Here is a 23,936-nt window from a genome sequence, read left to right as displayed (position 1 = left end):
TTATGTCAGAAATTTATGATGTAGTCATTATCGGCGGTGGACCTTCTGGTTTAACAGCTGCTTTATATAATGCCAGGGCAAGATTGAAAACAGTTGTTTTAGAAAAAACTAAAATTGGTGGACAAATAGCTTTAACTCATGAAATTGCTAACTTTCCTGGAGCCATTGAAGGAAAAGATGATAAAGATCCTTCAGGCCCAGCATTAGTTAAACGAATGGCTGATCAAGCGACTAAATATGGCGCTGAAATCCATTTAAGTAAAGATGTGAAATCAATTGAGTTAGAAGGTAAGATTAAACGTGTTATCTGTTCAGATGGCACTGTTTATGATAGTCATGCTGTCATTTGTGCCAATGGTGCTCAACCTAGACCAATCGGTTGTGAAGGTGAGAAAGACTTACAAGGTAAAGGTGTTTCTTATTGCGCCACTTGTGATGGAGCTTTCTTTGAAGATTTAGAAGTTTACGTGGTTGGCGGTGGTAACTCAGCGGTTGAAGAAGCTGAATTTATTACGAGCTTTGCCAGAAAAGTAACGATTCTTCAAAACTTACCGCATCTAACAGCAGATGAAATTGCGATTGAGCAAGCGAAGAAAAATCCGAAAATTGATTATATTTTCAATACAGTGATTGACGAGATTCGTGGAGATGGTTTAGTTGAATCAATGGTTATCAGAAATACTGAAACAGGCGAAACAACAGAAATCTTAGCAGATGAAGATGATGGAACATTTGGTATCTTTGTCTTTATCGGTTACATTCCAAATACTGAACTTTATAAAGGTGTTCTGGAATTAGACGACTGGGGCTATATTAAAACAAAAGAAGATATGTCAACATCTCTTCCAGGTGTTTTTGCTTCAGGAGATATTCGACCAAAAACATTACGTCAAGTAATCACAGCTGCTGGAGACGGAGCTACCGCTGCTCATTCAGCACAAAAATATGTAGAATTAACTAAATCATAGAAGGAGCTAATATCATGATTGAATTAACAGTAGATAATTTTGAAGAAGAAGTATTAAAAAAAGACAAACCAGTTTTAGTTGATTGGTGGGGCGAAACGTGTGAGAACTGTCTAGCTATTATGCCAGCAGTTGTTGAACTTTCTGAAAAATATGGTGATTCTTTATACTTCACTAAATTTAATACCTCACAAAAAAAGGTTCGTCGTTTCTGTATTCAACATAAAATAATGGGATTACCTGTTATTTCAATTTATCATAATGGCGAAAAAGTTGATGAAGTAGCTAAAGATGATTGTACAAAAGAAAAAATAGAAGAATTAATTAAAAAATATATCTAGAGATATTTTTAAACTAAATAAAGGAGGAAGCAAGATGACATTGTTAGATAACAAAAAGATTGTAGTCATTGGAGACCGTGATGGTATTCCAGGCTTAGCAATAGAAACATGTCTAGAAGGCACGTCAGCTGAAGTAATATTTTCTTCAACTGAATGTTTTGTCTGAACGGCAGCAGGTGCAATGGACTTAGAGAATCAACGTCGAGTGAAAGATGCAGCAGATAAATACGGCGCAGAAAATGTGGTGGTATTAATCGGAGCAGCAGAAGGTGAAGCAGGAGGATTAGCTGCCGAAACAGTCACTAACGGAGATCCAACATACGCAGGTCCATTAACCAATCAACAGCTAGGTTTAGCTGTATACCATGTAGTAGAACCAGAATTCAAAGAATATGTCGATGAAGCAGTTTATGAAGAGCAAATCGGTATGATGGAAATGGTTTTAGATGTGGATGATATCATTGAAGAAGTATCTAGTATTCGTAAAGAGTACTCAAAATATTAATAAACAATTTTAAAGAGGTTGATGACTTAGTTTTCAACCTCTTTCTTTAAAAAGGAAGGAGCTTGCCAAATGGACTTTCCAGTATTAAAAGGAAGTAGTTATGTTTTAGTTCATACACCAGATATGATTGAGCATAACGGCACAACGCAAACAACAGAAAAAATTACTAACCCTGATAGTGAGTATTTAAAAACACTTTATGACAATATTCGTAGCTATGAAGAAGTTGTTAATTATGCCCCAAACCAAACTTATATTGGTAATTTAAACTACAAAGAATTAAAAGAAATTGAACAACCTTGGGTAGATAAACCAGTTGAAGGCAAACGTTTCAGTGAAACGGGAGAAATTATGCCTCAAATGGAATTTTTTGGTTTACTTCAATTATGTGATGTCTTTGAATTAGTTTATTTAGAAACAGAATTTGCTAAAGAGGTTAAAACAGCTTTATCAAATCATAAACTATTTAAAGAGGATGCTGAGAAAATTCATGAAGGTGTCGAACTTGATTGGATCAAAGAGCAAGTTGATGAACATGAAGCAGAAGGCTTATATCATGATCGCCAATTAGTAGGTTGTGTGGTGCGTGCTCATGAGATTGATGTGAATTTAAATGCTCATGTGATGTTAGAAAACTTAGTTGTAAAAGCAAGTGGTGTATTAGCACTACGTCATTTACTAGCTGAAAAAGGTATTGATGCAAGTGATGTTGACTACGTTATTGAATGTAGTGAAGAAGCTTGTGGTGATATGAATCAACGTGGTGGTGGTAACTTTGCGAAAGCTATCGCTGAAATGTGTGGTTGTGTTAATGCAACAGGTAGCGATTTAAGAAGTTTCTGTGCGGCACCTACTCATGCTTTAATTTCAGCAGCTTCTTTAGTTAAAGCTGAAACTTATAAGAATGTTGTTTTAGTAGCAGGTGGAGCAACAGCTAAATTAGGAATGAATGGTAAATCTCACGTTGGTAAAAATTTACCAATTTTAGAAGATGTCTTAGGTGGATTTGCAGCGCTTATTAGTAGTAATGACGGTGTTCATCCAATTTTAAGAACAGATTTTGTAGGACGTCATACTGTATCAAGCGGTTCAAGTCCTCAAGCTGTTACAAGTGCTTTAATTGCTGATCCACTATTAAAAGCTGGATTAACAGTTAATGATATTGATGTTTATTCAGTAGAAATGCAAAACCCAGACATTACTAAACCAGCTGGAGCTGGAGATGTACCTTTAGCTAACCTGAAAATGATTGGAGCTATTGGTGTTCTTAAAAAACAAATGGAGAAAAAAGATTTAATGACATTTGTTAATGCCAAATCTATTCCTGGTTGGGCACCAACACAAGGTCATATTCCTAGTGGCGTTCCTTATCTAGGCTTTGGGATTGAAGATTTAACGACAGGTGATAAAAACCGTGCCATGATTGTTGGTAAAGGCTCCTTATTCTTAGGACGTATGACTAATTTATTTGATGGTGTTTCAATTATTTTAGAAAGAAACACTGGAGAAGTCAGTCAAGGCAATGGTAATGACTCAATCAAAGAAACTGTAAAAACAGAAATGGCTGAAGTATTACGACATTTTGCCAAAAAAATATCAGAAGATTAGAGGTGATATAGATGTCAAATTCAGTAAAACAAGTGATGAGTGAATGCCTCATTGAAATGGCTGAAGTATTAGAATCTAAACGTTATTATGATAACGTCAAAATAGGATTAACGATTGATGGAAGTGAACATGGATCAGATGTGATGAAAGAAGCACTTCAATTAATCAAAAATAAAGCAAACTTTAAAGTAGTTTTAATTGGAACTAAAGTTGATTGGGCAGAAGACTTTGAACATGTTGTGACAGAGTGTGAAGCAGATAATCATAAAAAAATGGAAGAATTACTAGCAGATGGAACTATCCAAGGATGTGTGACTCTTCATTATTCCTTCCCAATTGGTGTTTCTACAGTTGGGCGAGTTGTGGTACCAAGTACAGGTAAAGAAATGTATATTGCGACGACAACAGGAACAACTAGTTCTAATCGAATTGAAGCGATGGTGAAAAATACAATCAATGGAATTGTAGCCGCTAAATCTTGTGGTAATGATGATCCAACTGTTGGTATTTTAAATATTGACGGAGCTAATACAGTGGAGCGAGCTTTAAAAGAATTAAAAGAGAATGGTTATGAATTTTCTTTTTCAAAAAGCCAACGTGCAGACGGTACAATCACTATGCGTGGTAACGACTTACTAATGGGAACACCAGATGTTATGGTCTGTGATAGTTTAACAGGTAACTTATTAATGAAACTATTTTCAGCTTACCAAACAGGTGGAAATTACGAAGCTGTCGGTTATGGATATGGTCCAGGAATTGGAGCAGAAAACACGCAAAATGTCTGTATCATTTCACGAGCAAGTGGTGCACCAGTTATTGCGAATGCTCTTCAATTTGCTTATGAATTAGCAAAAGGTGATGTTAAAGAAGTAAGTCACAAAGAATATGCTAAAGCTGAAAAGGCAAAATTAAGCGATATTTGTGATAATTTAGCTCAAAAAAATAAACCTAAATCTACGGAAAAAGAAGTTGTCAAACCAGAAAAAGAAATCGTAACAAAAGATATTTCTGGTATTGATGTTTTAGATTTAGATGATGCATTAGAAGTTCTTTGGGAAAATAAAGTCTATGCTGAAAGTGGTATGGGCTGTACAGGTCCTGTTATTTTAGTGAATGAAAAAAATATTGATAAAGCAAAAGAACTTTTAGCAAAAGATTATTTGTAATAAAAGTAAGAGATGAAAGAAGAGTATATTTTTCTTTCATCTTTTTTTAATGGAAAAAAACTTAAAATGGTTAATAAGCTACAAATAAACATTACTATGAGATATAATTGAGTTGGAATTATTAATTTATATGGATGTGAAGTAAATTGAAAAAATTTTTATACATATATAAAAGTAATGATTTTGAGAAAATGAATAAAAAAAAATGGATAGCCGGTTTGTTGGCTATTTTTTTAGGTTGGATAGGTTACCAAAAATTTTATTTAAAAAATAAGATTTCTGGTATTATTTTTATTAGTGTACTGTTATTGATAATTTTCACTCAAAATCCATTTATTTTTCTTATATATATGTTGTTGATAATATATTCATTTATAGAAGGGTGTATTTATTTAGTTACAGCTGGTAAAGAGTATTTAGTTGAATTAAAAAGAAATATTTATTCAGAATCAAATAAAAAAAACGTATCTAATAGGAAGAATTTAAAGAAAAAGAACTCAAAAAAAAGAACTAAAACTTCTGATTCAAATGATAAAAAGAAAATAAAAAAACAAAAACTTATTCACGAGAGTATTAATGTGGAACAAGATAAAAAAAGAATAGTTGAAAATGAAACCTCTTTATTATTGACTGAACCAATCAAAAGAGTCACTCAAGAAGGTGAAAAAATATTAAAAGTAGAAGAATTACCAAGTGAAAAAGAGAGCGTAATTGATATCACTGACATAGAGGATCAAAGAATTATAGTTCCTGCTTCTGCTACTAAACAACAAAGTGAAATTGATTGGATATCTTCTCTTGAAATACCTTATGAACGTGTAATCATGGAAAATAAACAAATAAAAGATGAAACACTAAAACTTTATGCTACCTTATGTAATTTTACGGATAATGAGTTAAAAAAAGATAAACAAACATTATTAGATGTATGTGATAAATGGGGACAAAATAATTTTTATAATAATTTACTTTATACATTTTACTGTATTGCTGAAGGTCATGTAACTGTAGCCCATTCGATCAAACATTTTTATGATAATACTTTTTCTTATTCTCTGTTAGAAGATGCAATAGGTAAAAAGATGAAAGATAAGATTCAATTGGTAGGGCTTCAAGCTCAGACAGTATTGGGAACAAAAATTAAACCAGATAGTCAATTTGAAAAAGATAATAATGTTTTGTCTTCTTCTACTCAATGTTGGTGGGATAAAGATGGAGAATTACAAAAGAAATGCTCTTTTTTGTCTTCAGATATTTATCTGTTAAATAATACATATTTTAGAGAAACTAGATTATGGGAATTACCAGAAGTAAAATTGGAAATCATTAAATTATATCTCAACCTTTGGAAAATTATTTTAGCTGAGTCAGAACAATTGGATAATTGGGGAAAAATGTCATTATTAAGTATTAAAAAAATAAAAAAAGAAGATCGCATCTTTAATGAAAGAACAAATAAGTTTATGTCTGCACTTATGAAGATATCTGAGAATGAAGTTAGAAACAGTCTTCCCAAAACAAGTTATACACTCAGATTAAATGTAAGTGAAGCACATCACTTAGTAGATTTGTTTGTTCCTAATACTGTAAGGGAGAATATAACGCAGGTTCTTAATTCGTATAAGCAAAACAGAACTAAAAAAGTTAAGGAGATGCTGTTGACTAATTTATACAATTCGAGCGCTAAAAATGCTAATGTTATTTCTGAATATATACTTATACATGAAAATGATGATTTCTGGTGTCAACTTTTGATTAAAGAACAAGAGGCAACTGATTATTTAAAAGCACTAAAACTATTACAAAAAAATACTAATAATACAGATTTAAAATTGATTTCTTGTTTTGAGATAGCTAGAAACGAGAAAATGACAATGAGTTTAAAGAAGGCAATTGAGGAGTATATTTATCCTGATAATTTGATTCTATTTGAAGAGCAGGTAAAACTAAAAGAACCTTTGTCATTAGAAATAGTATCTTATTTACTTAAACTAAAAAATCCATTGAGAAAAAAAGTAAATTTAGATAGAAATCAAATTGAAAATTCAAAAAAAGAATTAACTGAGACTATTAATAGTTTAGATCTATTTTTGGGCGAATCAGAAGATTTTAGTGAAATTGTTGTAACAAAAGAATTACTTCAGTCAAATCAAATAGAAAATAAAACTGATAAAAATGAATCAGACTATTCAAAACAAGCAATTCAGCTCATTTCTCAATTAACAAAAAGTGAAAAATTATCCATCTCTGAAGTAGAATTATTAGCCAAAAACAATGGAGTAATGTTGAATATGTTTTTAAAAGAAATTAACCAGGAGTTTTATGAAGTATTAGGTGATCAAATGTTATTAATAGAAGAGGATTATGTAATAATTGATTCATATTATGTAGAGTTTGCTAAGGAGGTAATCGAGAATGAAAAGTAAGGTAAATAAAAAAGAAGCCAACAATATTATTAGTGCTTTAGAAGCAGGAGTCGTACCAATTAGAGGAATTAGACATTTATTAGTTGGTAGGAGTAGTGAAGTAACTGAAGTAATGGGGATTTTAGAAAATGTCTCAAGTGGTAATAGTGATATTCGCTTTTGGGTGGGGGACTTTGGTAGTGGGAAAAGTTTTATGTTAAGGACAATTGAATCTATAGCTCTTCAAAAAAACTTTGTTGTCTCAACTATAGATTTAACACCGACTAGAAGATTTTATGCTTCTGATGGTAAAGCAAAGGCTTTGTATAGTGAAATTGTTGATAACATTGTGTTGCAAACTTCTCAAGATGGGAACGCATTGAATACCATTTTAGAAGAGTGGTTATATCAGTTAGCAAGTATTATTGCAAACGAAGAAAACGTTTCAACGCAAGCTATTTTTTCAGTAGACTATCAGAAAAAAATGACTGATAAAATATTAGATGTAACAACTTCATTTTCATCAGTTGGAATATCTTTTGAATTAGGACAAGCTATTGTTAAATATTATGAGGGATTGGTTTTAGAAGATAGATTATTAAAATTAAAAGCTTTAAGATGGATAAGAGGAGATATTGAAACAAAAACAGAGTCCAAAAGAGAGTTAGGAATTAGTAAAATTATTAATGATGATAACTGGTATGAGGCTTTAAAAAATTTGTCTGAACTATTTGCGAGTTTGGGATATGCTGGATTAGTAATCAATTTTGATGAAGCAGTTAATCTTTATAAATTACCAGTTAAGCAATCAAGGGAAAAAAATTATGAAAAGATTCTTAATATATATAATGAGTGTAAGTCCAATACAGTGAAATATTTATTTATTAATTTTGGTGCAACACGCCGAACGGTTTTCGATGAATATCGAGGTTTAGCGAGCTACGGAGCTTTAAAAACAAGACTTGGTGATGAAAAAGCTATGGATTCTAAATTGATAAATACTAATAGAACAGTATTACCTTTAAAACCTTTAACTAACGAAGAGATATTTACTCTATTAGAATATTTAATTTCTATTTATAATATTCATTATCAAACTGAAATTATCCTTTCTTATTCAGAAATTCAGCTTTACATGGAGGAGCAGTTAAATCGTCCTGGAGCAGATGAATTTTTAACTCCAAGAGCGGTTATTAAAGATTTTATTGAAATTTTAGATTTGATAAGGCAAAATCCTAGTGAGGATAATACCTCTTTAATTTTACAAAAATTTGGTAAAGATAGACTTCCTATTGAAAAAGATCAAGATAACTTAGACGACGAAATTGAGGTAATTTAGCGATGGATTCTTTTAGTTTATTAAAAAGAGAAATCAAAGAGTATATTTACGATCAAAAATGGCAGGAGCTAACTAAGATACAAGTAGCGGCTATTCAACAAGTGACTAAAACAGATAATAATTTAATTTTATGTGCACCGACTGCTTCTGGTAAAACAGAAGCAGCTTTTTTACCAGCGATTAATAAAGTAAATGATTTTGACAAAGGAATAAAAATCATATATATATCACCTCTTATTGCTTTAATTAATGATCAATTTAAACGAATGTCTGATTTATGTGATTATTTAAATATCAATGTAACAAGATGGCACGGTGAGGCTCCTAGTGCACAAAAGAGAAAATTATTAAAAAAACCTAGTGGAATTCTTTTGATAACGCCTGAGTCAATAGAAGCGATGCTAACTTTACGAAAAGAAGAAGCCCAATATTTACTTGCGGGAGTTGAATGGGTTCTGGTGGATGAAATTCATGGTTTTTTAGATAGCAATCGAGGATTACATCTAAAATCAATGCTTGAAAGATGCCAAAGATATATGCTGAAGGAGCCACGCTATATTGGCATGTCAGCAACACTAAATACAGAAGATAGCTTATTAGTCAAAAGCTATTTTAAAAATAATAAAGATACTAATATTTTGATTGATCGGACAAAAAATGATTTAGAAGTAACAAGAGATTTTTTTATTGAAAATGATCAAAGAAAATCAGAAAAAAGTATTGAGGCAATTTATAAATATTCTCAGCAAGAAAGTATGCTGATATTTCCAAATTCTCGAGGTTTGGTTGAATCTATATCAGTTGATTTAAATAAAAAAGCAAAAAAGAACAATTCAACGGTTAATTATTTTGCTCATCATTCATCATTAACTAAAAATTCAAGAATAGATGTTGAAAATTTTGCTAAAACAGCTAAGAATCAATTATTTACAATTTGTTGTACATCGACTTTGGAAATGGGGATTGATATTGGAGCAGTTGATAGTATTGTACAATATAACGCACCTTATTCAGTTTCAAGTTTAGGTCAACGGTTGGGAAGAAGTGGGCGAAAAACGAAAAAAAGTATTTTACATTTCATTGCAACGACTCCTTTTGATTTATTAAAAGGATTAGCCGCGATTTCCTTGTATGAAAGAAGTGAAATAGAAAGATTAGATGGTCCCAGTAAGCCTTATGATTTATTTGCTCATCAGTTATTAGCTATGTTATTGGAGCATTCAGGATTAAAAAAACAAACTGTGTTTCATTTAAATCAGCAATTTAAAAATTGGAACTGGTTGAATGATGAGGAAATAAAAAAAATAGTAACTCATCTTTTAGAAGAAGAGTTTATAGAGTCGATTGGAGAAGAATTTATTACTGGAGTTGCTACAGAACCGTTGTTGACTATGGGACGTTTCTTTTCTCAATTTAGTACGCCTAGTAACTATAGTGTTTTCAGTGATGTCAAAAAAATTGGTGAAATACCTCTAGATATATTTTTGGAGATAGATAGCAATATTCTATTGGGTGCTAAAATTTGGAAAATTAAAGAGATTAATCATGAAAATAAAAAAATTATAGTACTTCCAGCAAACGATGGGAAGCCTCCTAAATTCTTCTCACTAGGAGGTGAGACTAGTCATTTATTAGCTAATGAAATGTTGGCTTTAATCAAGGATATTGATTGGATTGATAGTTTAAATAGTGAAGTTCAAGAAGGACTCACTCAGTTGAGGGCACAGCAACTATCTTTAACAAATCCGTTTGTTATTTATTTAAATGACAGAATAGCTTTTCGGACTTTTGCAGGAACTAAAATAAATTATACCCTACAGATTTTATTTAGTATAATTTATGCTAATGAACTAATTGAATATAACGATAACAAGATGTCCCTATTTATTGACATTATTCCAGATTCTTTAAAAAGAATAGTTCAAAGAACAAAAGAATTTGTATGGAGTAAAAAAGTATTAGTAGATTATTTAATAAATAACCCTACTTTGGTCAATAAACATATGTCTAATATTAAATATCAGAAACTGCTACCTTTTGATATACAAGTTAACTATGTTATAGAAAATTGTCTGAATTTACCTCAAACTTTAATTTATTTAGAGGAAATAGAGCAGTTACTTAACAATGAGATATAATATTCAATCAACCCTCCCACTCTTATACCAAAGAGCTTGTCTCCAACTTCAATGCTTTATCAATACCAAATAGATATTAAAAAAATGACATAACCGATTTTTTCGGTTATGTCATTTTTATTTTAAAAGACTAAACTATCAATTAATTCTTTTCTAGGGTTTGGTAAAACGATATGATTAATAATCATCGCTTCATCTTTTGCCCCTTCAACACCAGCTTCAACGGCAGCTTTAACCGCATCCACGTCACCAGTAAGAACAACAAAAGATTTTCCAGCAATTCCAGTTGCTAATTGTAAACTAATTAAGTCAACACTAGCAGCTTTAACCGCAAAATCTGCGGCAACGATAGAGCCTGCTGCTGAATAGTATTCAATCGCCCCAATTGCTCGAGCGTTATCTGGTACATGAGTCATATTGATAGCACGAACAACTTGAGGGTCGATACGAGGAATGATTAGTTTTCCTACAATATGCATACCACCAATTCGTGTTCCTTCTTCAATAGATTGCGTCACAGCATCCACGCGACCTGAAATAATAATGTAGTATTTACCAGGACAGCTAGCTTTAGCTGAAATCAACTGACACTCTGCGACTTTTAACATATAGTCAACTGCTTCAATTCCTTTAGCAATACTATTTAATTCTAAAAATCCTAATGTATCTATTTCCATGATTAAGCCACATCCTTTTTAATTTGAATTAGAGAGTCACTCACACATAGGACTTCACCTGAAATACTTGCGTGTATTGGTGCGCCTAAACTACCTTCATCAATATCAGCAATTAATTGTCCTTTTTCAACTCTGTCGCCTTTTTTAACAACAGACTTACAAGGAGCGCCAATATGCATTTTTAATGGAATAAATACTTCTTCCGTTTCATGAGTAATTAACTCAGAAAGATCATTGTTAACATATTTTTCTAGTCCCATTTTAAGTAAGATATTTTTAGGTGGCGTTTTTTGATATTCTCTCATTGGTTGTGGGATTAATTCTTCACCATTATATTGGTAGCGAATGCCTTTTTCAGCCAATCGTTGTTTAACATAAATGTTAACTTGACGAGGTGATAGAGACATCGGACAAGCAATAACCTCACAGATACCACATTCACAACATAGGATAGCTTGTTTCCAAACTGGATCATCATCAATATCATCAGGGACATCACTAGTAGCTAAATGTCTCATAACCTGATGAGGATGTAGCGGAATCCCAATCTGATATCTTGGACAAAGTTGCGTACATAATCGACATTGAATACAGGCAGCTTTAGCTTGAGTAATGATTTGATTGATTTGACGTTCGTGTAATTGATAGAGATACTCTTTTTCTTCTAGGATAATGATTCCAGAAGTAGTTTTAGTTACGACTTGATCGTTAAAGTTGTTATGGTTACCAATCTTACCCATCATTGGTCCACCATTTAAAAAGATGAACTGCTTAAGAGGAGTACCGCCTGCTAATTCTAAACAAGTAGAAAAAGGAGTCCCAACAGGAACTAAAACCATAGTTGGTTTATTAACAGCTCCAGTAATTGTAACTAATTTTTCAGTAACAGGTTTGTCATGTTCCATTGCTTCGTAAACATTAAGCATTGTTGTAATGTTTGAAACAACACAACCAACTTGTAGCGGAATACCAGTTGGCGGAACAGTTCTTCCGGTTACTTCAAAAACCATAACTTGCTCATCACCAGCAGGATAAAAATTATTCATCTTGTGAATTGTGATAGGAGCGTTTTGATTTTCTATTGCAGACTCTAAGCAAGCAATTTCTTCGTGGTAGTAGTCTTTTGTTGCGATAACAATTTTTTCGCATTCTACCATTTTTCCAACTTCAGTAATGGCCTTGATACATTCTTCGGCAAAATGTTTCATGACATAGTGGTCAGTTTTTAGCAAAGGTTCGCATTCAGCGGCATTGATGATTAGATACTCAGCCTTTGCATTCATTTTTTTAGCGGTTGGAAAACCGGCACCACCAGCACCGACAATTCCAGATTTGTGAATTTTTTCTAATAACATTTTATCACCTACAATTATAAATTTTGTAATGTAGACGCCATTGTCATGTCCAATTGTAAGCCTTATCTACTGTGAAATCAATTAAAATGTTAAAAAATGAACATAGTTGATAATGATTATCAACCTCATATTTAACAAAGTCTGAAAGATGGAAGGTGGACGATATCTTTAATTTTTGATATAATGGTGAAAAATTGACCAAATACTCACGATGAAGTGGGTTTAATTGCAAGGGCGCAAAAAAGACATTCATCTTTTTGTGCCTTTTTTTATTTAAGGAGGAGTAACATGCGAGCTAGTGAACCTATTCAATTACAATCGGGTGTAACACTGAAAAATAGATTAGTGTTTGCTCCTATCTCTACAATGGAAGACGCGCCAGATGGTAAAGTAACAAAAGATGAGTTGTCTTTTTTTGCCCAAAGAACTGGGGATGTAGGGGCTATTGTTATAGCATCAGCTTATGTTGATCAAGAGGGCAAATCTTATGGAAATAATTTAAGCGTTAGCCATGATCATTATATTGAAAGTTTAAAAGAGTTACCTCGCGTCATTCAGCAAAACGATACTAAAATATTTTTACAGCTTTACCATGGAGGGGCAATGGCAGAAGGTCAGGTTGAACATTTTAAACCTGTGTGCGTGAGCCAAACTTCCAGTCGTTTAACAGAAGGAAAAGAATATCGTGAGTTGACAGATTCAGAAATCGAACAAATTATTTTGGCTTATAAAGAGGCAACTTTACGTGCGATGAAAGCAGGATTTGATGGAGTAGAGATTCATGCAGCTAACTCCTACTTACCCAATCAATTTTTAATGCCAACTTGGAATTTAAGAGAGGATAAATGGGGTGGACCTCTTGAGAATCGATTACGTTTTTTAGAAGTATTAATTGATCAAATAAAAGAAGTTGTTGCAATGAATCAAGTAAAGCCTTTCGCTTTAGGTGTTCGTATTTCTTTAGAAGACGCTTTTTTAGGAACTCAAGAAGAAAGAGATGCTTCATTCAAAGAAGCGCTTGGTGTTTTAAAAATGTTGGATGATAAAGGTTTGGATTATCTTCACATAACGAGCTCTAATGCCTTAGAAAAAAAAGAGATTAACGGACAAAAAATCGAATTGTTGAGATTATTGAAGAGATTTGCTGAAAAAACACCTCTAGTTGGTTGTGGTAACTTACTACAATCTGAAGAAGTGGAAGAAGCGTTAGAGTTTTCTGATTTAGTATCAGCTTGTAGACCCTTTGTTTTTACTCCTGATTGGGCAAAAAAGATACAACAGGGAGAATTGATTGAACTTCCAAGTACAGGAATTGACTGGCAGTTAAGACAAAAGTTGAACATACCAAGAAATCTTTGGAAGGGAATTGAATCTTCTCCAGATTGGTATTTATATAAATTTTAAATTAAGAAAATAGAGGTCATAAAAATGAATGAAAAAAATAGAATTATTCAAGAATCGGTGCCAGGTCGTCAGATAACGATTGCACATATTATTGCGAACCCAGATGACCGTGTTTACGCTAAAGTTGGTTTACATGACTATGATAAACAAGCATTGGGAATTCTGACTATTACGCCAGGAGAAGCAGCTATTGTGGCTTCAGATGTTGCTGTCAAAGCAGCAGATGTTAGAGTGGCTTTCATGGATAGATTTAGTGGAACTTTAGTTATTGCCGGTGATGTGATGGCAGTGGAAGCAGCAATTGAAGCTGTTAGTGATACACTAAGAAATATGTTGAATGTCTCTACAGCAAAAATAACCAAATCGTAAGTAATAAAATAAGCAGGTGAATTGATTGAAAAAAATAATGTTTGTTGGTGCTGTTGGAACAGGGAAAACAACATTAACCCAACGTTTAGAAGGACACGAAATTGTCTATTCAAAAACCCAAGCGATTGAATCCAATCGTTTTATAGTAGATACACCAGGAGAGTTTATCCAAAGACGCCAGTTTTATAGCGCGCTACAAGTTACCTCAAGCAGTGTGGACTATATTGGTCTTCTTCAAAGTGTTGATGAGTCATTTAATACATTTCCACCAGCATTTGCTTCCATGTTTTCAAAACCCGTTATTGGTGTTGTAACGAAAATTGATAAAGCAAACAGTGAAGAAGAGGTTAATCGTGCGGCACATGCATTAAAAAATGCTGGAGCAAGAGAGATTTTTCATGTGTCTTCTTATGATGATAAAGGAATAGAAGAATTGCTTAAATTTTTAGGAAAAGAGGAGGATGAATAATGGCAAAGATTTATACTAAAACAGGAGATAAAGGTGAAACTAGTATTATTGGTGGCGAAAAAGTAAAGAAATGTTCTAACCGTGTGGAAGCATACGGAACAATTGATGAATTAAATTCTTTTATTGGGATTATTGTTAGTCATATGAAAAGTAGCATTGATGTCAAAAAAGATTTAGGTGAAATTCAACAAATTCTATTTGATTGTGGAACTGATATGGCGACACCAAATAGCACAAAAGGATATCGAACAAGTGCAGAATCTATTGAGTGGTTAGAAAGTTGTATTGATAAATACTTAGCTTCACCACCACCAATTACTGAATTTATTATCCCTGGTGGAGATCCAGTTGCAAGTGAACTTCATTTTGCAAGAACAATCGCAAGAAGAGCTGAACGAATTGTTGTAGCAGCGAGTTTAGAAGGCGAAATCAATCCTGAAGTTTTAAAATTTTTAAATCGATTATCTGATTATTTCTTTGCTGCTGCAAGATTAGTTAACTATCGAGAAAACAGAATGGATGTAAGCTACAGAAGAAATAGCCAAGTTTTTTACAATGATTAAAAAAAACATTGAAATAAAAAAATAAGTATGATAGAATCGGGCTATAGATTGAGAAATGTTATTTTTTAGATGGAACTTTGGTGAAATTCCAAGACGGTCCCGCCACTGTAATAAGCGTAAGCTTTAAGTCAGGTCTTTCTAATAATTAACGACATGGTAATTACTGTTTCGAGGCAAAACAGTGGTAGTTAGAGAATAAATACAGTAAGAAGTTCTAACATTTAACCTATTGTTTTATTTAACAGTAATCACCATAATTGGATACTGAATAAACACAACGATTTGTGTTTTGATAAAACAAATGGCAAATGGAGATACTTACTTCTGGTAGGTTGTAGCACAAAGGGGTGCTGTCCTTGCCTTTTTTGTTTTCTAAAATATAATAGTTGGCAATGACGCTACCGAATGAATCCTTATTTAAGGAATTTTTTTTGGTGGCTTTTTTTATTATCGGAGGTGGAAAAATGAAGCAAGTAAAATTCGGTACAGATATTTATATTGGTACAGATGCTTTAACAAAATTAAACGATTTTCAAAACGAACGTATATGTGTTGTTACTGATAATTTCATGGTTGAATCAGGCATGATTAATTTCGTAACAAGTAACATAAACGATTCAAACGAACACGCTATCTTCACGGACATCGTTCCTGATCCAACAATTGAAAACGTTGTTAGTGGAGTAGAAGAGCTAAGCAAGTTTAATCCAAGTGTTATGGTTGCTCTTGGTGGAGGTTCTGCGATTGACGCAGCCAAAGCGATTAAATTAATGGGAATGAAATTAGATATTATTAAAGAAGTAACTTTAGTTATCATTCCAACAACAAGTGGTACTGGTTCAGAAGTAACAGACTTTTCAGTTATCACAAATAAAAAAGAAAATTTAAAATATCCATTAGTGGATGACTTGTTACAACCAGATATTGCTATTTTAGATTCACGTCTTGTTGAAACAGTACCTCCAACTATTACAGCTGATACTGGTATGGATGTTTTAACACATGCCCTTGAAGCTTATGTATCAACAGAAGCAACTGACTTCTCTGATGCTTTAGCAGAAAAAGCTGTGGAGTTAATCTTTGAGTATTTAGAAAGAGCCTATGTTGATGGAAAAGATAGCGAAGCAAGAGAAAAAGTTCATTATGCTTCATGTCTAGCAGGTCTTGCATTTAATCAAGTTTCTCTTGGTTTATGTCACGGAATTGCACATACTGTAGGTGGTAAATTACATTTAGCACATGGTCGAATTAATGGTATCTTGTTACCATCTATCGTACAATATAATAGTAATGAGAATCAAAGAGCTCTAGAAAGATACGCAACGTTAGCTAGAAAACAAGGTTTATCTAACTCTAAAGGTAAAGTGGCAGTTAGAAGTTTAGTTAATCGCATCACTGAATTAAGAGCGAAGTTAAATATGCCAGCTAACTTTATAGATGCTGGATTTACAAAAGATGATGTAACTCCTCATTTAGCAACAATTAGTGAGGAAGCATTATTAGATCCAACAACTAAAACTAATCCAAAAACACCTACTAAAGAAGATGTTAGACAAATTGTTTCAAAATTATTTTAAACTAGATTAGTTTTTACGCTATAATTGAGGTAGAACATTAAGTTCTATTAAATTGAGTGAGTGAAAGGGGGAGCAGCTTGGAAGAGAAACAACGATTAATCCAAGAATATGTTCCAGGAAAACAAGTCACGATGGCCCACATTTTAGCTAATCCTAATCAAGATAGCTACGATAAATTAGGTATTATCAATGATGGACAGAGTGCTATAGGGATTCTAACCATTACACCTAGTGAAGCAACTATTATTGCTGTTGATACAGCTCTTAAAGCCGGTGATGTTGAAGTAGGCTTTGTTGACCGATTTAGTGGAACAGTGGTTTTAACAGGAGATTTATCAGCAATGGAAGAAGCATTTATAGCTGTTCTTCGGTTTTTAGAAGAAACGTTAGGTTTTTCTATCACTAAAGTTACCAAAACATAGACGTTTTGAAAAAGTGAAATTAAAAAAGGTGGGAGTGAGGCTCGTGAAAGGAAAAATTATCATTGTGGATGATGAACCTCTTACAAGAGTTGACTTGAGAGATATGCTAGAATTGGAAAATTATGATGTAGTTGGCGAAGCTGCAGATGGTTTTGAAGCAATTGAACTAGCTAAAAAACATCAACCAGATTTAGTTATTATGGACATTCAAATGCCATTATTAGATGGTTTGAATGCCGGTAAAAAAATTATGTCAGAAAAATTAGCTAATTCAATATTAATGCTTACAGCATATAGCGATGTTAATCATCGTGAAAAAGCAATGGGCTTTGGAGCTTCAGGGTACTTAGTCAAACCTTTAGATGAAAAATCTTTTATTCCTATGGTGGAAGTCGCAATCACTAAGGGAAAAGAAGTTAGTAAACTCGAAAAAAATGTAGATAAATTATCCGAAAAATTAGAGCAGCGAAAAGTGATTGAAAAGGCCAAAGGAATTTTAATGGCGAATCAATCGATTGATGAAGAAGCTGCTTACAAGCAAATTCGAAAATTAAGTATGGATAAACGTTGTCCGATGATTGATGTAGCAGAAATGCTAGTGATGGCTAATGATTGATAAGAATATTTACGAGTTAAGCCATAAGTATTCAAGTTTAAGTGATTCTGATATTGATGAGCTGATAAAAGAAGCTAGAAAAATCGAAGAAACAAATCGGTATCAAGAAGAAGATGTTTTTATTGATATCTTATCTGATGTAACAGATGAAGCAGTTGTTGTTTACCATCGTCCACCAAAAGATAATGACTCCATTTATAAAGATAATGTAGTAGGAAAAATTGCTAAACGATTGAATGAACCAGGTGTTTATCGAACGTTTGAAACAGCTCTAATTACTGAAGGGCTTCTTGCAAAGACGCAAGAGAACCAGTGGATTAGGCAAAAAGTTTTTCCGTTACGAAATAATCAAAAAACAATTGGAGTATTAATTGTGGAATTTCCAGTAAAAGAAATTAGAAGCGAAGGATCAAACAATGTTGCTGCGAATAACATGAAAGTTGTTGATACAACTTCATTGTTCTATAGTACATTGATGGATAATCTTGATGAAGCGATTTTAATATTTGATGAAGATGGTTACTTGATTATGAATAACGATGTGGCAAATAGTTACTATTTCCATTTTGGTTATATTGAAAAAATAATTGGTCTTCACTATGACAATCTTTCATTAGACACAACAACATTTGAACAATTGATTTATTTAAAAGATACAGAAAAATGGAAAAATGTTAGTAAAAAAGAAATAGTATTTGGAAGTTCTCACTTTCAAATGAAACGTTTCTTTGATAAAAAAACTGGCATGTTTACTATGATTCTGCATGATAAAACCGAAATTTATAATCGTGAAGTTGAGATTGTAGAAAAATCGGTGGCAATCAAAGAAATTCATCATCGTGTAAAAAATAATCTTCAAAGTATTGTTTCTTTACTGAGAATACAATCAAGAAGGTCAAGTAATCAAGAAGTCGTTAAATTGTTGAGAGAAAGTGAAAATAGAATTTTAGCAATCTCAGCAACTCATGAATTATTATCGAGGAAAGTGGATAATGATGTCTCCTTAATCGAGGTTTTGGATTTAACTATTTCTAACTGTAATCGAGCTTTTTTAGATAATAAAAAAGTCCAAATTGAAAAAAATATTGACCCGACTATTCGAATGGATAGTGATAAGACAGTAACAGTTGCCTTGATTGTTAATGAGTTAATTCAAAACAGTTTTGAACATGGTTTTTTAACAGAAAATCAAGACAACCAAATTAAAGTCGATGTTGAAAAACTTGAAGATAACATGGTGTCTGTTGTTATTAAGGATAATGGATCTGGCTATAACACAGAAAAATCTGAGAGTAATAGTTTAGGATTAAAAATCGTTACAAGTTATGTTAAAGATAAATTGCGAGGTAAGTTAAAAATTATCTCAAGTCGAACAGGAACATCAACTTATTTTTCTTTTAAAATTTAATAGATTTCAAACAAGGTAGTTTGAATAAAAAAAGCAAAGACGCTTAAAAGAATCCTGAGTATCAGGGTTATTTTAAGTGTCTTTTTATATAATTTTGTGAGGAAGGAGTGACTGAATGTCGGAAGAAGTAGTATTAAGTGTCGGAATTGACTTAGGAACATCAACAACTCAAATGATTATTTCTAAGTTATATATTAAAAACATGGCATCTTCTTTTACAATTCCAAGAATTACAATTACTGATAAAGAAGTTGTCTTTAAAAGTGACATTATTTTTACACCAATTTTGGAAAATAATTTAATTGATGTAAAAGCCATCGAAAATTTTGTTAAAAATCAGTATGAAAAGGCAGGTATCTCCAAAGAGGATATTCAAATTGGGGCTGTCATTATTACTGGAGAAACAGCAAGAAAAGAAAATTCAAGCAATGTGTTACAAGCTTTAAGTGGTTATGCTGGGGATTTCGTTGTAGCAACAGCAGGTCCTGATTTAGAAAGTATAATTGCTGGGCGTGGTGCAGGTGCTCAAACCTATTCAAAAGAAAAACACACAACAGTAGTTAACTTAGATATAGGTGGGGGAACAACTAACTTAGCCTTGTTCTATGATGATGAAGTATTTGATACAGGTTGTCTAGATATTGGTGGAAGATTAATTAAAGTTGATCAAACAACTAAAGAAATTAAATATATAGCACCTAAGATTAAAGAAATTATTCGTAAGGAAAATCTTCCAATATCATTAGGTCAAAGAACAAGTGTTGAAGAGTTGACACCTATCATTAAAATTATGGTAAACGTTCTTGAAAATAGTGTTGGACTCGGTGAACCAAGTCCTTATTATGAAGAGATTATTACTAATAAAGGTTTATCTTTCAATCGAAAAATAGAAGCTATTTCATTTTCAGGTGGAGTGGCAGATTGTATTCATTCAGATCTTTATATGGATCCATTCCAATATGGAGACATTGGTTTATTACTAGGAAATGGTATTGCTAATTCTAAATTAGTTTCCGAAATTGAAGTGATAGAGTCGGTTGAAACGATTCGAGCTACAGTAGTAGGAGCAGGTTCTCATACAGCTGATATTAGTGGTAGTACGATTACCTATAAAGAAGAAATCTTACCAATTAAAAATATGCCAATTTTAAAACTATCAAGTCAAGATGAACAAGGCTCTAGGGATGAATTGGCAGATGCTATTGAGAAGAAAATGCAATGGTATCAATTGGAACAAGAATTTCAAAATATTGCTTTAGGAATTGAAGGGGAGAAAAACCCGACATTTCAACGTGTGTTGGACTACGCAGAAGCAATCGCTAAAGGTTTAGAACCAATTATAAAAAGAAATGAACCTTTAGTTGTAAGTGTCCAACAAGATATGGCGAAAGCATTAGGACAATGTTTACACAGTGTTCTACCAAAAGATTATCCATTTGTTTGTATTGACAGTGTTAAAGTTGAAAATGGAGATTACATCGATATTGGAATGCCAGTAGCTAATGGTAGTGTTCTACCAGTTGTAGTAAAAACATTGATTTTTAATTAGCGGAGGCGCTTAGTGCTGAAACTAAGGTAAATAAATATCCCTTTAAGGAGGAAAAATAAAGATGATTTTAAAAACCAGACTTTTTGGTAAAGCGTACGAATTTAAATCTGTTAAAGAAGTACTTGCTAAAGCCAACGAAGTAAAATCAGGAGACACGTTAGCTGGCGTTGCCGCAACATCTGCTGAAGAAAGAGTTGCTGCAAAAGTTGTTCTTGCACAACTACAATTAAAAGATTTGTACAACAACCCAGTAGTGCCTTACGAAGAAGATGAGGTTACTCGTATTATTATTGATGATGTCAATAAGAGAATGTACGAGCAAATCAAAAACTGGACAGTTGAAGAACTAAGAGAATACATCTTAGACTTCAAAACAAATGACTATGAGATTAAACAAATTGGTCGTGGTTTAACATCTGAAATGATCGCTGCTGTTACTAAATTAATGTCTAATATGGACTTAATCTATGCAGCTCAAAAAATTATTGTTATCAAAACAGCAAACACTACAATCGGTGAACCTGGTCGTTTATCTGTACGTTTACAACCTAACCATACAACTGATGATATCGATGGTATTACTGCTTCTTTATTAGAAGGTTTATCATATGGTATTGGGGATGCGGTATTAGGACTTAACCCAGTAGATGATTCAACTGAAAGTGTTATGCGTATTTTAAATAAATTTGAAGAAGTTAAAAATGAGTGGGAAATTCCAACTCAAACATGTGTGCTAGCTCACGTTAAAACTCAGATTGAAGCAATGAAAAAAGGAACACCAACTGGTTTAGTATTCCAATCTATTGCTGGTTCTGAAAAAGGGAATACAGCTTTTGGTTTTAATGGAACTGATATTGCAGAAGCTAAAGCTTTAGCTTTAGAAACTGGTGCGGTTGCTGGACCAAACGTTATGTACTTTGAAACTGGACAAGGTTCTGAGTTATCATCTGATGCTCACTACGGTGCTGACCAAGTAACAATGGAAGCTCGTTGTTATGGATTTGCTAAACGCTTTGATCCATTTATGGTTAATACAGTGGTTGGATTCATCGGACCTGAGTATTTATATGATTCAAAACAAGTTATCAGAGCTGGTTTAGAAGACCACTTCATGGGTAAACTTTCAGGAATTTCAATGGGATGTGACGTATGTTACACAAACCATATGAAAGCTGACCAAAATGATGCTGAAAACTTAGCTGCATTATTAAACATGGCTAATGTTAACTTTATCATGGGTATTCCTCATGGTGATGATATCATGTTAAACTACCAAACAACTGGTTACCATGAAACAGCAACATTACGTCATTTAATGAACAAACGTCCAACAAGAGAATTTGAAAAATGGATGGAAAAAATGGGACTTATGGAAGATGGTCGCTTAACTGAAATCGCTGGTGACGCATCAATTTTCTTTAAAAAGTAAAGGAGGTCAAACATAACAATGGATGAAAAAAATCTAAAGACACTTATTGAATCTGTCTTAGCTGAAATGGCTGGAAAAGAAGGTCAAGCAACACCTGCTGAAGTCGTTGCTAATGTTCAAAACCAAGTAACACAAGAAATGTCAAACTCTGACATTGAAGAAGGATTTATTCCTGATATTACAGAAGTGGATATCAGAAAACAATTTTTAATTCCAAATGCTAAAGACGAAGAAGGGTATTTGAGAATGAAGTCATTTACACCTGCTCGTTTAGGTTTATGGCGTTCAGGACCTCGTTATAAAACACAATCAATGCTACGTTTTAGAGCAGACCATGCAGCTGCACAAGATGCTGTATTCTCTGATGTTCCTGAAGAATTAGTAGAAGAAATGGGATTCACATCAGTCGTTACTAAATGTACTGATAAAGATGAGTATGTGACACGCCCAGATTTAGGACGTCAATTTGACGAAGAAAATCAAGCGATTATTAAAAATAACACAACTCGTGGTGCTAAAGTTCAAATTATCGTTGGTGACGGATTAAGTTCAGCTGCAGTTGGGGCTAACATTAAAGAAATTCTTCCTTCAATTAAACAAGGTTTAAAAATGTTTGATCTTGATTTTGATACACCAATCTTTGTTAAATACTGTCGTGTTGGAGCAATGGATGAAATCGGTGAGTTAACTGATGCTGATTGTGTATGTATGTTAATCGGTGAAAGACCTGGTTTAGTTACTGCTGAATCTATGAGTGCTTACTTAGCTTACAAACCAACTGTTGGAATGCCAGAAGCTAGACGTACAGTTATTTCTAACATTCATAAAGGTGGTACACCAGCTGTTGAAGCGGGTGCTTATATCGCTGAAATTATTAAAAATATCATTGATAAGAAAAAATCAGGTATCGATTTAAAAGAATCTGAGTAATTTTTAAAAAATAGGAGGAAATATTCATGATTAATGATGCATTAGGAGCTAATGTACTTAGCGTTAAAATTATTTCCAACGTTGATGCTGGAATGGCTAAAGCGTTAAACTTAGATCCAACAAAGCACCGCAGTTTAGGTTTAGTAACTGGGGATTGCGATGATGTTACTTATGTTGCTTTAGATGAAGCAACTAAAAAAGCTGTTGTTGATGTTGTTTATGCTCGTAGTCTTTACGCTGGTGCTGGAAGTGCTAGTACAAAATTAGCTGGTGAAGTTATCGGTATTATTGCTGGACCAAACCCTGCTGAAGTTAAAAGCGGCTTAGACGTAATCGTTTATGAAATTGAAAACAGCCCAGGATTTATCAGTGCTAATGAAGATGATAGCATTCCTTACTATGCACATTTAGTGTCTAGAACAGGTACTCATTTATCAAAAGAAGCTGGTATTAAAGAAGGCGAATCATTAGCTTACTTAATCGCACCACCGATTGAAGCAATGTATGCACTTGATGCAGCAATTAAAGCAGCTGATGTTGAAGTTGCAGCCTTTTATGGTCCTCCATCAGAAACAAACTTTGCTGGTGGGTTATTAACAGGTAGTCAATCAGCTTGTCAAGCAGCATGTGATGCATTTGCTCAAGCTGTTCAATCAGTGGCGGCTAATCCAAAATCATATTAGTCATTAATTAATATT

At 33.1% G+C, this 23,936-nt stretch carries 22 protein-coding genes and 1 riboswitch; of the genes, 20 read left to right on the top strand and 2 right to left on the bottom strand.

Going from position 1 to position 23,936, the window contains the following annotated elements; genetic code table 11:
- Positions 1-2: 2 nt before the first annotated feature.
- From H9L18_RS11795 to H9L18_RS11760, 8 genes are all read left to right on the top strand, one after another.
- Positions 3-968: an NAD(P)/FAD-dependent oxidoreductase gene (locus H9L18_RS11795; RefSeq protein ID WP_185847412.1), complete on the top strand. Its 966-nt coding sequence runs from the start codon at positions 3-5 to the stop codon at positions 966-968.
- 14 nt (positions 969-982) lie between these two features.
- On the top strand, positions 983-1,306 hold the full coding sequence (trxA, locus tag H9L18_RS11790; RefSeq protein ID WP_126791997.1) for a thioredoxin TrxA: 324 nt from the start codon (positions 983-985) through the stop codon (positions 1,304-1,306).
- 34 nt (positions 1,307-1,340) lie between these two features.
- Positions 1,341-1,811, top strand: a complete 471-nt coding sequence (gene grdA, locus H9L18_RS11785) for a glycine/sarcosine/betaine reductase complex selenoprotein A (RefSeq protein ID WP_126791993.1) — start codon at positions 1,341-1,343, stop codon at positions 1,809-1,811.
- Between the two features lie 69 nt (positions 1,812-1,880).
- Positions 1,881-3,419: a glycine/sarcosine/betaine reductase complex component C subunit beta gene (gene grdC / locus H9L18_RS11780; RefSeq protein ID WP_126791999.1), complete on the top strand. Its 1,539-nt coding sequence runs from the start codon at positions 1,881-1,883 to the stop codon at positions 3,417-3,419.
- A gap of 11 nt (positions 3,420-3,430) precedes the next feature.
- Positions 3,431-4,588, top strand: coding sequence for a glycine/sarcosine/betaine reductase complex component C subunit alpha (grdD, locus tag H9L18_RS11775; protein WP_126792001.1), 1,158 nt, complete (start codon positions 3,431-3,433; stop codon positions 4,586-4,588).
- Between the two features lie 146 nt (positions 4,589-4,734).
- A complete protein-coding gene (locus H9L18_RS11770) occupies positions 4,735-7,014 on the top strand; it encodes a tellurite resistance TerB C-terminal domain-containing protein (RefSeq protein ID WP_187559343.1) in 2,280 nt (759 codons plus the stop codon).
- Positions 7,004-8,332, top strand: a complete 1,329-nt coding sequence (locus H9L18_RS11765; RefSeq protein WP_126792005.1) for an ATP-binding protein — start codon at positions 7,004-7,006, stop codon at positions 8,330-8,332. The genes H9L18_RS11770 and H9L18_RS11765 overlap by 11 nt, the downstream gene beginning before the upstream one ends.
- A gap of 2 nt (positions 8,333-8,334) precedes the next feature.
- A complete protein-coding gene (locus H9L18_RS11760) occupies positions 8,335-10,470 on the top strand; it encodes a DEAD/DEAH box helicase (protein ID WP_126792007.1) in 2,136 nt (711 codons plus the stop codon).
- 122 nt (positions 10,471-10,592) lie between these two features.
- Here the strand turns inward: H9L18_RS11760 and H9L18_RS11755 are convergent, their stop codons facing one another.
- A complete protein-coding gene (locus tag H9L18_RS11755) occupies positions 10,593-11,147 on the bottom strand; it encodes a BMC domain-containing protein (protein ID WP_126792009.1) in 555 nt (184 codons plus the stop codon).
- A 2-nt stretch (positions 11,148-11,149) separates the two neighbouring features.
- Positions 11,150-12,502, bottom strand: a complete 1,353-nt coding sequence (locus H9L18_RS11750) for a 4Fe-4S dicluster domain-containing protein (protein ID WP_126792011.1) — start codon at positions 12,500-12,502, stop codon at positions 11,150-11,152.
- A 288-nt stretch (positions 12,503-12,790) separates the two neighbouring features.
- Here H9L18_RS11750 and H9L18_RS11745 point away from each other — a divergent pair, with 288 nt between their 5' ends.
- The 12 genes from H9L18_RS11745 to eutL all read left to right on the top strand — a co-directional run bounded on the left by H9L18_RS11745 (position 12,791) and on the right by eutL (position 23,921).
- Entirely contained in the window at positions 12,791-13,906 is a 1,116-nt protein-coding gene (locus H9L18_RS11745) for an oxidoreductase (protein ID WP_126792013.1), read from the top strand.
- A gap of 24 nt (positions 13,907-13,930) precedes the next feature.
- Complete coding sequence (locus H9L18_RS11740) at positions 13,931-14,275, top strand: BMC domain-containing protein (protein WP_126792015.1); 345 nt, start codon at positions 13,931-13,933, stop codon at positions 14,273-14,275.
- Between the two features lie 25 nt (positions 14,276-14,300).
- Positions 14,301-14,744 (top strand): EutP/PduV family microcompartment system protein, encoded by a 444-nt coding sequence (locus H9L18_RS11735; RefSeq protein ID WP_126792017.1) that lies wholly within the window; start codon positions 14,301-14,303, stop codon positions 14,742-14,744.
- Positions 14,744-15,307 carry a cob(I)yrinic acid a,c-diamide adenosyltransferase gene (locus H9L18_RS11730; protein WP_126792019.1) on the top strand — a complete coding sequence of 188 codons (564 nt, stop codon included), beginning with the start codon at positions 14,744-14,746 and terminating at the stop codon, positions 15,305-15,307. Before H9L18_RS11735 ends, H9L18_RS11730 begins: the two co-directional genes overlap by 1 nt.
- A gap of 44 nt (positions 15,308-15,351) precedes the next feature.
- Positions 15,352-15,499, top strand: a riboswitch (adenosylcobalamin (AdoCbl) riboswitch).
- A 272-nt stretch (positions 15,500-15,771) separates the two neighbouring features.
- On the top strand, positions 15,772-16,884 hold the full coding sequence (locus H9L18_RS11725) for a 1-propanol dehydrogenase PduQ (protein ID WP_126792021.1): 1,113 nt from the start codon (positions 15,772-15,774) through the stop codon (positions 16,882-16,884).
- Positions 16,885-16,961: 77 nt separating this feature from the next.
- Complete coding sequence (locus H9L18_RS11720; RefSeq protein WP_246433284.1) at positions 16,962-17,306, top strand: BMC domain-containing protein; 345 nt, start codon at positions 16,962-16,964, stop codon at positions 17,304-17,306.
- Between the two features lie 43 nt (positions 17,307-17,349).
- The gene (locus H9L18_RS11715) at positions 17,350-17,922 is read left to right on the top strand and encodes an ANTAR domain-containing response regulator (RefSeq protein ID WP_126792023.1); all 573 of its coding nucleotides are present in this window, start codon (positions 17,350-17,352) and stop codon (positions 17,920-17,922) included.
- Entirely contained in the window at positions 17,915-19,330 is a 1,416-nt protein-coding gene (locus H9L18_RS11710; RefSeq protein ID WP_126792025.1) for a sensor histidine kinase, read from the top strand. Before H9L18_RS11715 ends, H9L18_RS11710 begins: the two co-directional genes overlap by 8 nt.
- 115 nt (positions 19,331-19,445) lie before the next feature.
- Complete coding sequence (eutA, locus tag H9L18_RS11705; protein ID WP_126792027.1) at positions 19,446-20,879, top strand: ethanolamine ammonia-lyase reactivating factor EutA; 1,434 nt, start codon at positions 19,446-19,448, stop codon at positions 20,877-20,879.
- Between the two features lie 61 nt (positions 20,880-20,940).
- Complete coding sequence (locus H9L18_RS11700) at positions 20,941-22,308, top strand: ethanolamine ammonia-lyase subunit EutB (protein WP_126792030.1); 1,368 nt, start codon at positions 20,941-20,943, stop codon at positions 22,306-22,308.
- An 18-nt stretch (positions 22,309-22,326) separates the two neighbouring features.
- Positions 22,327-23,238 carry an ethanolamine ammonia-lyase subunit EutC gene (gene eutC / locus H9L18_RS11695; protein WP_126792032.1) on the top strand — a complete coding sequence of 304 codons (912 nt, stop codon included), beginning with the start codon at positions 22,327-22,329 and terminating at the stop codon, positions 23,236-23,238.
- Positions 23,239-23,264: 26 nt separating this feature from the next.
- Positions 23,265-23,921, top strand: coding sequence for an ethanolamine utilization microcompartment protein EutL (eutL, locus tag H9L18_RS11690; RefSeq protein ID WP_126792034.1), 657 nt, complete (start codon positions 23,265-23,267; stop codon positions 23,919-23,921).
- The last annotated feature ends 15 nt before the right edge of the window (positions 23,922-23,936 follow it).

This window comes from Vagococcus carniphilus (assembly GCF_014397115.1).
Lineage (GTDB): Bacteria > Bacillota > Bacilli > Lactobacillales > Vagococcaceae > Vagococcus > Vagococcus carniphilus.
This window is presented reverse-complemented; position numbering and strand designations above follow the sequence as displayed.